Here is a 13,123-nt window from a genome sequence, read left to right on the forward strand (position 1 = left end):
TCGCCGGCTCGAACATCAGCGCAAGCGACGTGGTGCTCGCCGCGAAGGATCAGGTGAACGTCGTCAACACGACCGACACGGCGTCGACGCGCAGCTCCAGCAGCACCAAGAGCACGAGCGTCGGTCTGTCGTTCGGCACGAACGGTTTCGGCATATCGGCGGCGATGGCGAACGCGCACGGCGACGCCAACAGCGACGCGGCAATTCAGAACGCGTCGCACGTTACGGGCGCGAATAGCGTCGCGATCATCTCAGGCGGTGATACGAACGTGATCGGCTCGCAGATCGCCGGAAGACAGATCGCGGCGGACGTCGGCGGCAATCTGAACATCGCAAGCGTGCAGGATACGACCGTCAGCGCGGCGCATCAGAGCAGTACCGGCGGCGGCTTCACGATCAGTCAGGGTGGCGGCGGCGCGAGCTTCAGCGCACAGAACGGCCACGCGGACGGGAACTTCGCACAGGTCAAGGAACAGGCGGGACTCTATGCGGGCGACGGCGGCTTTGACGTATCGGTCAAGAGCAATACGGCGCTCACGGGGGCGGTCATCGCGGGGGCGGATGACGCAGCGAAGAACAGTCTGTCCACGGGAACGCTGACGTTCGCGGACGTCGGCAACCACTCGCACTATTCGGCGAACAGCATCGGCGGATCGGTGGGCCTGTCGCCGGGTCCGAGCTCCGACAAGGCTGTCGGCACTGCTTCAGTGCCGGGCTCGGGCGGGCCGGTGCCGATGATCGGCCAGCATGAGAGCGGCGACCAGAGCGCGACGACACGCAGCGCGATCAGCCCGGGCACGATCACGCTGACTGACGGCGCCTATCAGGCGCAAGACATCGCGAGCCTGAGTCGCGACACGACGAACACGAACGGGACAGTAGCGAGCACGCCCGACGTGAATGAGATCCTGAACAAGCAGGCAGACACGATGCAGGCCGCACAGGCGGCGGGTCAAGTGGTCGCGCAAGGTATTGGCGCGTACTTTGATATGAAGCACGCGCTGGCCGTCGCCGATCACGATCAGGCGACAGCCGACGCGACGGCTGAGGGCGGAAGGGACCGGGTGATTGCGCACGTCATCGGCGGCGGCTTGATTGGCGGATTGGGCGGCGGCGGCATCGACACGGCAGCCGGCGGCGCTGCGGGCGCGGGAGTGGCGTCGGGATTCGCGCCACAGCTGAGTGAAATAGCCGAGGGTGTGGGAAACGCGACCGGCTCGAAGACGCTTGGAAATTTCGCAGCGAATGTAGTCGCGGGCGCGGGCGGCGCGTTGGCAGGTGGCGAAGCAGGCGCCGTGACCGCCAGTAACGCGGATTTGTACAATCGGCAGTTGAACCAGAAGGAGAAGAAGACGATCGCGGACCAGGCGAACGGAGATGCGGCCGAGGCCAGTCGGTTGACCAAAGCGGCGTGCTATGCGGTGAAATGTTGGGCCGAATACGCGCCGGGCAGTGAGCAATATAACGCTAACTTTGTGAGTCAGCTTGAGGCGTCACAGCTCGGGCCGGAACTCGCGTGGGTGAACAATCAGAAGGAGGCGGGATTGTTCAATTACACGCCCGGGCAGAAGGTCACGGATATGGTGAAGAGTGATCCAACGGGCGTGGCCCGGGATCTGGCGAAAACGATAACTGGTGGCGTGACGACTAAGACTGGTGCGACGCTTTGTACAAATGGCCTCGGCTGTGTTGTTGGGGGCGCGATGGTTGCCCTCGGATTAAGTGATATGGCCGAGGCGGGAAGCGATCTCTATAACCGTTACAACGGCATCAACTTGCCTGGTGTAAATCCGTTGCGCAATGGCTTCAATGAAGTCCTCCCCTCCGGATGGGGAAACATCGCATACGATGGGCTGAGTCTTGCTGCCGCTGTCGGCGCCCTCTATGCGCCCGTGCCACTCAAAATGGGCACTGCGGATGGCCTTGGACGCCCCGGGTCTATGTTCGGTGTCACAGTGTCAAGATTCAACAACAAGTGGTTAGTTCCATTCACCGGCATAGCAGCCCCCTATGGAGTCAATCAGGGCATCTTGATCTATGGAGTCGGATCAAAAGGAGCGACCGTTGCAAACGACATCAAAAAAGCAGGAGGCGATAAGTGAACTGGAGACGTCTCTACGCCGTTATTCAGATACTTGGCACCGTCGGCTGCATCTCGATCGCGGCTGCCGGCCTGTACTCTGTGATCTTGATCGGCATATGCAGAAGGCTTATCGGATTGAGCGAGAACGTTTCTGTATTTGCCATTGGTATCCCGAGCTTCCTGCTTCTGCTAACAGTCTTTGTTCGGTATTTGCCGGCTCACCTTCGCAAGGCTGGCATGCTGAGCGATGCCCCGGAGAAATTTGGTCCTTGGTTCAAATGAACTGGAGACGTCTCTACGCGACGGTTCAAATTTGGTTCATGGTGCTCTTAACCTCAGGTGCGACGGCCTTATTCTGGGCGTTCGTGATTGCAGGCATTTGCCGCCTAGCGCTCGGGATAGATGAGAATCGCGCCATGCTGTTCATTGGTGGGCCGCTCTTCCTGGCATTGCTTGTCTGGCTCATCAGATCGCTACCTAGCACCCTACGTAAGGTCGGCATGCTGAGCGATGACCCTAAAAGCTTCGGCCCTTGGTTCAAATGAATTGGCGAAGCATTCTCGCGGCAGAGCGCACGATTACGATAGTTGGCAGCATAGCTGTTGGTTCGAGTGTTCTTTATGCATTCATAGTGGCTGGCTTATGCAGAATCATGTTTGATCTAGGAGACGTTACGGCGTTGCTCTCGATCGGACTTCCCTTGTTTTTGGTGTCGCTAGTCCTACATGTCTGCCTCCTTCCAAAACATCTCCGTAGGGCTGGAGTGATCGATTAGCGTCTGACCTTGTATTTCGGACATTGCTTGTTACGTGTCCGACGCCGCTTCGCTAAAGTAGTTCTCGCGTATCCCAAGGGATGCGCGACCTCGATGTCTTTGCCTCGCCGCGCGCCAGGTTTCTTAGTCCGAACAAGCCACATGAAGGTAAACAACCGCCTGACGGCCCTTCCCCTTACCGCCCTTGTGTCATTCGCCAGTCATGCACAGCAGGCTCCGGCGATCGCGGACGAAGCGGCGGCCGTGCGCCAACGCCGAGCAAAACCAGCAGGTACAACAGCAACGCGACGCGCAGCAACGTGACGCGGCCGTGCGCGCGCCGGTCGTGCGCTCGACGGTGCCGGCGGTCACGGCCTATCCCGACTTGCCGCACGAAGCGCAGTGCTATCGCATCGACACGTTCGCGTTGATGGTCCCGGATACGCTATCCGACAACGCGCGCGTGCAAGGTGCGTCGGCGCTGCCGTTCGATCACTTCGCATTCGCGCGTGAGTGGGCGGATCACTATCGCGGGCAATGCGTCGGGCGCGAGGGAATCGCGGTGCTCACGAAGGGTTTGCAGCAGGCGATACTAAGCCGCGGCTACGTGACAACGCGGGTGCTCGTGCCCGAGCAGGACATCGCAAGCGGTACGTTGTCGTTCGCGCTCATGCCCGGCGTGATTCGCGAGATTCGTTTCGTTGAACCCGTCACGCGGGCGTCTTGGCGCTCTGCGTATCCCGCACGGCCGGGCGACCTGCTCGACGTGCGTGCGCTTGAGCAAGGCATCGAGCAGATGAAGCGGCCCGCGAGCCAGGACGCCGACATGAGAATCGAGCCGACCGACCGGCCCGGTGAGAGCGACATTCTGATTTCGCTCAAGCGCTCGAAGCCGTGGACGCTCGTCGCCTCGATCGACAATTCGGGCAGCCGCGCGACCGGCAAACTTCAAGGCAATGTCAGCCTCGGCCTGGACAACCCGTTCGGGCTGAACGACGTCCTGACCGTCGGCGCGTCGCAAGACCTTTACTTCGACGACAAGGGACTCGGCTCGCACGGCTTCACCGGCTCGTATGCGGTGCCGTGGAGCTACTGGACGGCGTCGCTGTTCGGCTATTCGAGCACGTACTACCAGCAGATCGCGGGCGTCGCGCAAACCTTCGTCTCAAGTGGCAACACGCAGACAGCGGGGATCAGAATCGCGCGCGTGCTACGGCGGTCTCAGAGTGACGTGCTCGGGGCCTATGTGCAGCTGTCGAAGCGGTTCGGCGCGAGCTTCATCAACGACACCGAGATCGAGATCCAGCGTCGCAATAATACGTTCATCGAGGCCGGGCTGACGGACCGGCACTACTTCGGCGGCGCGCAGCTTGACGCCTCGCTCGGCTACCGGCAAGGCGTGGGCGGCCTCGGTGCAACGCCCGACCCGGCGCCGCTTCCGCAGATTCCGGCTACCTCGACGAGCCAGCCAAGCGGCCCGACGTATCGCTACCGGATGGCCGTGCTCGATCTCAACCTCTCCATGCCGTTCGTCCTGGCGGGACAGCCCTTGCGCTATGTGACGAGCTTTCGCGGCCAGTACTCGGCTGATCGGCTGTTCTACGTCGACGACCTCGCGATCGGCAGCCACTACACCGTGCGCGGCTTCGACGGCGCGCAGATGCTCGCGGCCGAACGCGGTTTCTACTGGCGCAATGAGGTGCAGGCGCCGCTCGGACAAACTCGCCAGTCGCTTTACACCGGTGTCGACTATGGGCGGGTTTTCGGGCCGAATACGGCGTTTCTGGCCAGCACGCAGTTGGTCGGCGCCGTGATCGGGATCCGCGGCGGCGTTCCGTTCAAGGCCGGCGGTTTGAGTTATGACCTGTTCGCCGCGACGCCGATCCATAAGCCGGCGTCGCTCGTCACGGCGCGCGTGACGTTCGGTTTTCAGGTGACGGCGCAACTCTGAGGCGTCCGGGACGCGTGGTGTCCCGCCTCAACGTGCCTTGATGAGCGCCACGCTACTTGCTCAAGGCCGGGCTGTTGTGAAAGCTCATCTCTCGCATGTCCACCGGCGCATACGGGTCTTTGACCCGTTCCACGATCGTACCGACGCGCTCCTTTTCCGCCAGCATGCGGGCTTCGAGCTTTTTCATCTGCCGCCATTCGGTTTCCAGCTCGCGCATGCGCCGCCGGATCGACGCCTCGATCGGGTCGATCTGGTTGCACAGGTCGTTGAGCACCAGGCGGCTGCGGATCAGGTCGAGCAGCACGGCCCGCGTGATGGGCCGCTCGCGATATTGCTCCTGTAGCGCGCGCAGCCTGGCCATCGGAAGCGGATCAACGCCGGCAAGCGATAGTCGGGCAATTCGGAGGGGTTCATCATCGGGGCGACATACTGTATGGATGAACAGTATGTCGCTGTGCTCGGGTCGGGCCCACTGCGTAAATGAATCTGACCCGGGGGACGCATGTGCACGAGCTACAAAGTAGGCGACAAAACCCGCTGGGCGGGCTTCCCGGCCTTCAGCGAGTTTCCGCAGCCTGATTTTGACTACCGCGACGAGGTCTATAAGGACTATGCGGCGCCGATCTTCCGCCGGCTCGACGGCGCGCCCATGACCAGTCCGGCCAGCTTCGGCATCGTGCCGCGCAAGCACATTCCCGAGAACGTCAAGGTCTTCGACACCATGAACGCGCGCGCCGAGACAGTCGGCGAAAGACGGAGCTTCAGCGGCGCATGGAAGAAGCTGCAACTGTGCCTGATCCCGTGTATCGGCTTCTACGAGCCGAGCTATGAGACGGGCAAAGCGGTACGGTGGCGCATCGGCATGGCAGACGGTTCACCGCTGGCGATCGCGGGTCTGTGGCGCGAATGGGATGACCCGAAGGCACAGCGCTCAGTTTCACCATGTTGACAGTGAACGCGCAGGATCACCCGCTCATGTCGCGGTTTCACAAGCCCGGTGACGAGAAGCGCAGCGTCGTGATCGTGCGCCCCGACGCCTATCAGGACTGGTTGTCGTGCAGATCGACCGACGAGGCGCGCTCCTTTCTCACCCTTTATCCGGCGGGCGCGATGATGGCCGAAGCGGCGCCAATGCCGCCCCGCAAACCCAAGCCAAGCGCTGACGGCACGAGTCAGCCATGGTTGATCTAACGACGCGTTAGCCGGGTGACGTTCGATTCCTGGTGAGCACCTCGTCCGCAATGGATGATGTTGTCCGGCAGACATCAGTTACAAACGCACTAATCAACTGGAGTGGTGTCTCCTTAAGCCCCTGCGAACCTCTGTTACGGGAGAACGGCAATGTATGCACTGGCTATCGCGCAGTGCGCGGAAGCAGTCAGGACGATGGACACTTATCTGGACCGCGCCGAACGCTTCGCGCAGGCGAAGAAGTTCGATGTCGCCGTGTTGCTCTCGACACGGCTCGCGCCCGACATGGCGGGATTGCTGTATCAGATCCAGAGCGCCTGCGACTATCTCAAGGGCGGCGCTGCCTATCTTTCCGGACAGCAGCCGCCGCGGCACGAAGACAACGAACAGACGCTTGCCGAAGCGCGCGAACGCATCCGCAAGACACTCGCGTTCGTCGGGAGCGTGACGGCAAGTCAATACGATGACGCAGCCAGCCGGATCGTGAAGGTATCGTGGGTGCCGGGCACACTGTCGGGCGAGAACTACCTATTGCAGATCGTGATTCCAAACGTGTACTTCCACGTCGCGATGGCGTATGCGATCTTGCGTGCCAATGGGGTCGATGTCGGCAAGCTGGATTTCATCGGCAAGGTGAATGCCATCGACGAGTAAGACGCGTGACCCTGCCGTGAAGCACCGCCAAATATTTTGTTACAGCAAAACCGCCCGGCGATGGGCACACTGCGCACTGGCCCGCAAGTCTCTGCCCTGCCAAGTGCGCGGAACATCGCTTGCGGGCCCTGCACGCTTCAAACGCTTTGAACGCCACGGCCCACCCTTCCCCGCCCGATGAACGCCCGCCTGCTCAGCCTCACCCGCATTCCGTTTTTCCTGCCGCTCTCCGCGGCGACGCTGATGCTGGGCATCGCCATGTCGTTCACCGCGCCCTATCTATCGCTCTTCAGCGTCGAGCAGGCGGGCATGACGCCGCTGCAACTCGGCCTCTTCATGACGATGATCGCGGCGAGCGGCGTCGTGACGAGCGCCTTCGCGGGCAAATGGACGGACCGTCGCGGACATCATCGCGAGTTGTTGCTGGCGGCGTTGATTGCATCGGCGCTCGGCTTCCTGCTGCTGTGCCTGGTGCGCAACTACGCGGGGCTGATGAGCATCGGCATCGCGTTCCTCGGCGCGGGCGGCGCGGCCATGTCGCTGGTGTTCTCCTTCGCGCGCTCCGCGCTGCCCATCGAAGACGAAGCCCAGCGCGCCTTCGCGCTCGCCACGCTGCGCACGGTACTTTCCATGGCATGGGTGTTCGGTCCGTCGGTGGGCGCGCTGGTGCTGGCGGGCGCGGGCTTCTACGGCCTCTTCCTGTTCGCGGCGGCCTGCTTCGCGGCATGCGGTGTGATCGTCTGGCGCATGCACGATTCACCGAAGGGCGACCCGCACAGCGCACCCGCGCATTACGCCGGCGACCCGTCGTCGCTGCTGGAAGTCACCGCGCCCGATACCGAAACGCTCGCGCCGCCGCATGCCGGCATCTCACATCCGCGCGCGGACATCTGGCGCGCCACGGTGGCGCTGACGCTCATCGGTCTCGCCGCCAGTGCGACCATGATCGTGCTGCCGCTCTATGTCGTGCACGGCATGCACGGCACGCGCATCGACGTGTCCATCATGCTGGGTCTCGGCGCCTTCCTCGAAATCCCGATGATGCTCGCGCTCGGCGCGCGCGGCTCGCGTCTCGACAAACAGCGCTGGCTCGCCGCCAGCGCCGCCGTGCACATGGTGTACTTCGTCGCGGTGGCGGCGTCGCCCGGCATTCACATCCTGATTCCGATGCAAGCGTTCAGCGCCTTCGTAGTGTCGGTGACGTCCTGCCTCGGCATGACCTACATGCAGGACCTGATGCCGCGCAGCCCGGGCGCCGCGACTGCCTTGTTCTTCAATGCATCGCGCGTCGGCTCGATCCTGTCCGGCGTGCTATCGGGTGTGCTGGTCGCGGCGCTGGGCTATCGCGGCACGTTTCTCGTGTGCGGCGCATTGACGCTGGGCGCATGGGTGCTGTTCATCAATCCGCCGATCGCGGACTATGCGAGGCGCGCGCATCGGTACTGGAAGGCGCGTCGAAGCGAACGGTTGGCGAAATGAAAGACGGGGAAATCCGGACAAAAAAAAGCGTCGTGCCGCGTGGCGCGGACACGACGCTGGCCAGCCGAAGCGTCATCGCCTCATCAGGCCCATCACCAGCGTGACGAGGAAGATCACGAGGAAGATGAAGAACAGGATCTTCGCGATGCTTGCCGCTCCCGCGGCAATGCCGCCGAAGCCAAGCGCCGCGGCGATGATCGCGATGATGAAGAAGACCAGCGCGTAGTAGAGCATGACGGTATCTCCCGGGTTATCGAATGTTCCGCGCTTCGCCTGTCGCACGGATCGTGCCTGTAGCAAATCATGGACAAGCAAGCAGTATTCCTTACCGGATGGAGCGGACAGTTTTGCCGTGCTATCCTTGGCTCGCCCTTGCGTACGCCATCGAACCTGCATCGATTTGCGAGCGTGGAGCGCCCGCCTGCGAACGGCCGTTAACTAACGCGGACCGTTTGCCGTTAGATAAAAACAGGACGTTAAATCGACAAGGCGCGGGCCCGCTCCCGTCCCTCGTGCCGTTCCGCGTTAATGAATGGTCATGCAATACGGGCGCCATTCCAGCGGAGCCTCCCGAACAGGGCCATGCCCGCATGGTTGACGATCTGCGGTTCAAGGTCGATCGCCTTGCCATCTGAAGCGCCATACGAGTCCTGGCGCGTACGGCAGGCATCCCGCCACCGTGACGAGTCCGGCATGCCCGGATGTCTCAGTCCCCGACGAAAGCTTTGAGTGCGGCGCCCTCGCGGCCCCATTAGGAACGAATTGATGAAATCGGTAAGGAATTCGCTGCGGTCGCGCGTCGGCCGCCTTGTCGCGTGCGGCGTGCTTGCCGTCGCGCTCGTGGCCACCGTGGGCTTTGTCCATTGGCGGCACGAACAGCGCCTCGCAGCGCCCTCGGCCGCTGCCCTGACCGGCGTCGCGCACCAGATGCGGCATGACGCGTCGGCGTGGTCGCATCAGGAGAAGGATGCCTCCGCCATGCTCGCCGATATCCGCGCCGGCCAGGTGGCCGCCATCGGCGTGAGCCGCGAGGCGATCCTCGTCTCGACGCTCAAGGGCGACAAATACTATGTCGCCGATCACAACGGCGCGTTCTCGAATTCCCTGCTGCTCGGCGACCTGAAGCCCGGCAGCGCCACGCCCTATCAGCTGGTCTGGCTGCCGGACGCGGAGGTACGCACGGGCACGGCGCAATGGAGCGAAATGTTCGACCGCTCGCGCGATGCGCTGAGCCTGCTGCTGCCGCTGCTGATGATCGGCGGCCTGCTGTGGTTCATGCGCCGCGAGATGCGCGGCGGCGCGCAGTTGCTCGGCAAGTCGCCGACGCTGCGCTTCGACGACGTGATCGGCGCCGGCGAGGCGAAAGCCGCGCTCACCGACGTCCGCGCCTGGCTTTCCGAGCCCGCGCAGTTCACCGGCATGGGCGTGCGCGCGCCGTGCGGCATCCTGATGACGGGCGGTCCGGGCGTCGGCAAGACGCGGCTGGCGCAGGCGCTGGCGGGCGAATGCGGCGCGAACTTCATCGCCATCACGGGCAGTTACTTCAGCGCGAAGTACTACGGCGTCGGCATCCAGAAGGTCAAGCATCTGTTCGAACTGGCGCGCAAGAATGCGCCGACCGTCATCTTCATCGACGAAGCCGACGGCCTCGGCAAGCGCACCGACACGGGCGGCGGCCCGGTCGAGGCGGAAAGCAACCGCATCATCAACCAGCTGCTCGCGGAGATGGACGGTTTTGCGTCGAATGAAGGCGTGATCATCGTTGCGGCGACCAACCATCCGGACAATCTCGACGAAGCGCTGCGCCGTCCCGGTCGCTTCGACCGCACGGTGCAAGTGCGCCTGCCGAGCCTCGAAGACCGCTCCGAGATCCTGCGCTTCTATGCGGACAGCCTGAAAAAGAAGAGCGACGACATCGACTTCGAACAGCTCGCGCGGCTCACGACGGGTCTCTCGCCGGCGTCGCTCTCGATGATCGTCAACCAGGCGGGCCTCGTCGCGCGCAAGGCCGGCACGCGGGAAGTCGCGGCCGCGCACTTCCTGGAAGCAATCAAGATCGCGCGGATCGGCGACATCAACGGCGCGGAACGCGCGCTGTCCGACGACGAACGCACGCGCATTGCGGTGCACGAGGCGGGCCATGGACTCGTGGCGGCGCTGCTCGGCACCGGCGTGCTGGAGGAAGTCACGATCCTGCCGCGCGGCGGCGCGCTTGGCGTCGCGCTGATCACGAAGATGCAGGACAAGCATCTGTATCGCGAGACGGAATTGCGCAACGAGATCCAGGTGCTGCTCGGCGGACGCAACGCCGAACTGCTGATGTTCAACGAAGCATCGAGCGGCGCCGCACATGACTTGCAGGAAGCGTCGCGCATCGGGCTCGACATGGTGTCGAAGCACGGCTTCAACAGCGACGGCAACCTCTTCAGTCTCGCGGCGCTGCCGCAGCAGTACGCGGGGCTGCAACTGAAGAACTCGATCGAACACGCGAACGCGCTGCTGCACGAGCTCAACGATGCGTGTTTCGCGCTGTTGCAGGCGAACGCGCCGGTCCTGCGGTCGATCGCCGAGCAGTTGCTCGACGAGGAGACCGTGCCGGGCGAAACGGTGTACCGGCTGATCCGCGAGCATGCGGATTCGCTCGCCAATCTCGAAAGCGACGACGAAGCGCTGGCGGCGTAAGCGCCGCATCGGCGGGCGGCCCGCCCGGAGCGATGGCACACTAGGCGGCAACGCCGTCGCTCCCGGTCTTCCATGCCCCTTCGCCTGCCTCCGCTCAATGCGCTGCGCCTCTTCGAGTGCGCCGCGCGTCATCGCAGCTTCAAGCTCGCCGCCGCCGAACTGAACGTGACGCCGGGCGCCGTGAGTCACGGCATCGGCGCGCTGGAGGACATGCTCGGCGTCGAACTGTTCGTGCGCGAGCCGCGCGGCCTGTCGCTCAGCGCGGCCGGCGAGCTCTATCTTCCCTATATCGCCGAGGCGTTTTCGCTGATCGCCATCGGCACCCGTTCGCTGCCCGACCGGCGCAACCGCCGCTCCATCTCCGTCACCTGCGCGCCGACGCTCGCCGCCCGCTGGCTGGTGCCGCGTCTCGGCGATTTCCGTGCGCGCTGGCCCGAAATCGACGTGAGCATCGATACGTCGCGGCGGCAGGCGGGCTTTCCCGTCGATGGCTTCGATTTCGGCCTGCGCCTGAGCCGCGGCCCGGTGGACGGCGCCGCGTGGCTGCGCCTGTTCGGCGAGCGGCTCGTGCCGCTGTGCAGCCCCGCATACCGCGCGATGCTCGCCGCCAGCGGCGACGCACCGGATCTCACGCGCGCGACACTGATCCACGTCGATACCGCCAGCCAGGACTGGCAGGCGTGGCTCGATGGCGCGGGCATGGCGGGGCTCGATCTGCGCGGGGGCCTGCGCTTCGACACCGTGCAACTGGGCTTCGAGGCGGCGGCGGCCGGACTGGGCGTGGTGATCGGCCGGCTGCCGCTGGTCGAGCGCGAACTGGCGCAGGGCACGCTGGTGCAGGCATCGGAGAAGGTGGTCGAAACGCAGACCGCCTACTGGCTGTGCGACACGCCGCAGGCCGGCGAGCGCGCCGATCTCGCCGCGTTCAAGGCCTGGCTGATCGAGCAGGCGGCCGGATTCGACCCGAGCGAGCCGCGCGGTTGAAGCTGGGTTGAACTGCGCTCAACCGCCGGCGAAAACTTTTCGTTTGTCAGCACGCCCGTGCGCCTGCGACGATGCCCGGCAAGGAGGAACACCGTCCATGTCGTCACTTTCATTCGATGCAAAACGCACCCGCATCGCGGCCTGGGCGCTGATCGGCGCGGCCGGCCTGATCCTGAGCGCCGCCATGGGCGTGCGTCAGACCTTCGGGCTGTTCATCGGCCCGTTTTCCTTCGATCGCGGCCTGCCGGTCACGCTGATCGCCTTTGCCATTGCGCTGCACAACCTCGTCTGGGGCTTCGCGCAGCCGTTCGCGGGCGCCGCCGCCGATCGCTACGGCGCTGCCCCTGTCGTCGCCTTCGGCGCCGCGACCTTCGCCTGCGGACTTGCCATCGCGGGCGCGGCGACCTCGGGCTGGATGTTGATGCTCGGGCTCGGGCTGCTGGTCGGCATCGGCATCAGTTGCACGAGCTTCGGCGTGGTGCTCGCGACGGTGGGACGCGTAGCCTCGCCGGAAACCCGCAGCCTCGCGATGGGTCTCGCCAGCGCGGGCGGCTCGCTCGGGCAAGTGCTGATGGTGCCGTTCGCGCAGGCCGTGCGCGTGCACGCGGGCGTGCCGGCATCGATGTATGCGCTCGCCTTCGTGCTGCTGCTGATCGCGCCGCTGGGCATCGTGCTGGATCGCGCCAGCCGGAGGCGCAAGGGGCAGGTTCAGACGCAGCCCGCGGCATTGCCGCTGCGCGAGACACTGGCTTACGCGGCGCGCCATCGCGGCTACCGGCTGCTGACGCTCGGCTTCTTCACCTGCGGCTTCCAGCTCGCGTTCATCGCGACGCACCTGCCCGGCTATCTGCTGCTCTGTCACATGCCGGTGGGACTCGGCGCGACGGCGCTCGCGCTCATCGGCTTCTTCAACATGATCGGCAGCTGGGGATGCGGCTGGCTCGGCGGACGCTGGCGGCAACATCATGTGCTGGCGTGGCTCTATCTGATCCGCGGCGGCACCATCGCGCTGTTCGTGCTGTTGCCGACGACGAGCGTCTCAGTGGTGCTGTTCGCCGCCGTCATGGGCCTGACTTGGCTCGGCACCGTGCCGCTCACCAACGGCCTGATCGCGAAGGTGTTCGGCACGCGCCATCTCGGGACGCTGTTCGGTGTCGTGTTCCTGAGCCATCAGCTGGGCTCGTTTCTCGGCGCATGGCTCGGCGGCTATGTGTTCGATACCACCGGGTCCTACTCGCTGATCTGGGGCGCGACGGCCGTCGCAGGCCTGGTCGCGGCGCTGCTGCACTTTCCGATCGACGACCGTCCGCTCACCGGCGACTCGCTCGCCACGGCGTGAGCGTAT

12 protein-coding genes and 1 pseudogene are annotated in these 13,123 nt (G+C 64.3%); 11 read left to right on the forward strand and 2 right to left on the reverse strand.

Annotated elements, in window-relative coordinates:
* The 4 genes and pseudogenes from QCE64_RS24930 to QCE64_RS24945 form a co-directional block, all read left to right on the forward strand.
* The coding region (locus QCE64_RS24930) for a hemagglutinin repeat-containing protein (RefSeq protein ID WP_310006815.1) at positions 1-2,102 on the forward strand (2,102 nt) is incomplete at its 5' end.
* Positions 2,099-2,365 carry a hypothetical protein gene (locus tag QCE64_RS24935; RefSeq protein WP_310006816.1) on the forward strand — a complete coding sequence of 89 codons (267 nt, stop codon included), beginning with the start codon at positions 2,099-2,101 and terminating at the stop codon, positions 2,363-2,365. The genes QCE64_RS24930 and QCE64_RS24935, both read left to right, overlap by 4 nt.
* Positions 2,353-2,628 carry a hypothetical protein gene (locus QCE64_RS24940; protein ID WP_310006818.1) on the forward strand — a complete coding sequence of 92 codons (276 nt, stop codon included), beginning with the start codon at positions 2,353-2,355 and terminating at the stop codon, positions 2,626-2,628. Before QCE64_RS24935 ends, QCE64_RS24940 begins: the two co-directional genes overlap by 13 nt.
* A 371-nt stretch (positions 2,629-2,999) precedes the next feature.
* Positions 3,000-4,788, forward strand: a pseudogene (locus tag QCE64_RS24945) (ShlB/FhaC/HecB family hemolysin secretion/activation protein).
* 52 nt (positions 4,789-4,840) lie between these two features.
* On the opposite strand, the gene QCE64_RS24950 reads toward QCE64_RS24945, so the two are convergent.
* Positions 4,841-5,092 carry a hypothetical protein gene (locus QCE64_RS24950; RefSeq protein WP_310006821.1) on the reverse strand — a complete coding sequence of 84 codons (252 nt, stop codon included), beginning with the start codon at positions 5,090-5,092 and terminating at the stop codon, positions 4,841-4,843.
* Positions 5,093-5,290: 198 nt separating this feature from the next.
* Between QCE64_RS24950 and QCE64_RS24955 the strand changes: the two genes are divergently transcribed.
* From QCE64_RS24955 to QCE64_RS24970, 4 genes are all read left to right on the forward strand, one after another.
* A complete protein-coding gene (locus tag QCE64_RS24955) occupies positions 5,291-5,737 on the forward strand; it encodes an SOS response-associated peptidase family protein (RefSeq protein WP_309936099.1) in 447 nt (148 codons plus the stop codon).
* Between the two features lie 2 nt (positions 5,738-5,739).
* Positions 5,740-5,979, forward strand: coding sequence for a hypothetical protein (locus QCE64_RS24960; RefSeq protein ID WP_309921876.1), 240 nt, complete (start codon positions 5,740-5,742; stop codon positions 5,977-5,979).
* 150 nt (positions 5,980-6,129) lie between these two features.
* Entirely contained in the window at positions 6,130-6,633 is a 504-nt protein-coding gene (locus QCE64_RS24965; protein ID WP_310006823.1) for a DUF1993 domain-containing protein, read from the forward strand.
* Positions 6,634-6,810: 177 nt separating this feature from the next.
* Positions 6,811-8,112 carry a sugar efflux transporter gene (locus QCE64_RS24970; protein ID WP_310006825.1) on the forward strand — a complete coding sequence of 434 codons (1,302 nt, stop codon included), beginning with the start codon at positions 6,811-6,813 and terminating at the stop codon, positions 8,110-8,112.
* Positions 8,113-8,184: 72 nt separating this feature from the next.
* Here QCE64_RS24970 and QCE64_RS24975 read toward each other — a convergent pair whose 3' ends face one another.
* Entirely contained in the window at positions 8,185-8,346 is a 162-nt protein-coding gene (locus tag QCE64_RS24975) for a DUF1328 family protein (protein ID WP_035508907.1), read from the reverse strand.
* A gap of 531 nt (positions 8,347-8,877) precedes the next feature.
* Between QCE64_RS24975 and QCE64_RS24980 the strand changes: the two genes are divergently transcribed.
* From QCE64_RS24980 to QCE64_RS24990, 3 genes are all read left to right on the forward strand, one after another.
* Positions 8,878-10,794: an AAA family ATPase gene (locus QCE64_RS24980; RefSeq protein ID WP_309936096.1), complete on the forward strand. Its 1,917-nt coding sequence runs from the start codon at positions 8,878-8,880 to the stop codon at positions 10,792-10,794.
* Between the two features lie 72 nt (positions 10,795-10,866).
* The gene (locus tag QCE64_RS24985; RefSeq protein WP_309921886.1) at positions 10,867-11,778 is read left to right on the forward strand and encodes a LysR substrate-binding domain-containing protein; all 912 of its coding nucleotides are present in this window, start codon (positions 10,867-10,869) and stop codon (positions 11,776-11,778) included.
* A 97-nt stretch (positions 11,779-11,875) separates the two neighbouring features.
* Entirely contained in the window at positions 11,876-13,117 is a 1,242-nt protein-coding gene (locus QCE64_RS24990; RefSeq protein ID WP_309921888.1) for an MFS transporter, read from the forward strand.
* Positions 13,118-13,123: the final 6 nt, after the last annotated feature.

Source organism: Caballeronia sp. LZ043, from assembly GCF_031451075.1.
Classification (GTDB): domain Bacteria; phylum Pseudomonadota; class Gammaproteobacteria; order Burkholderiales; family Burkholderiaceae; genus Caballeronia.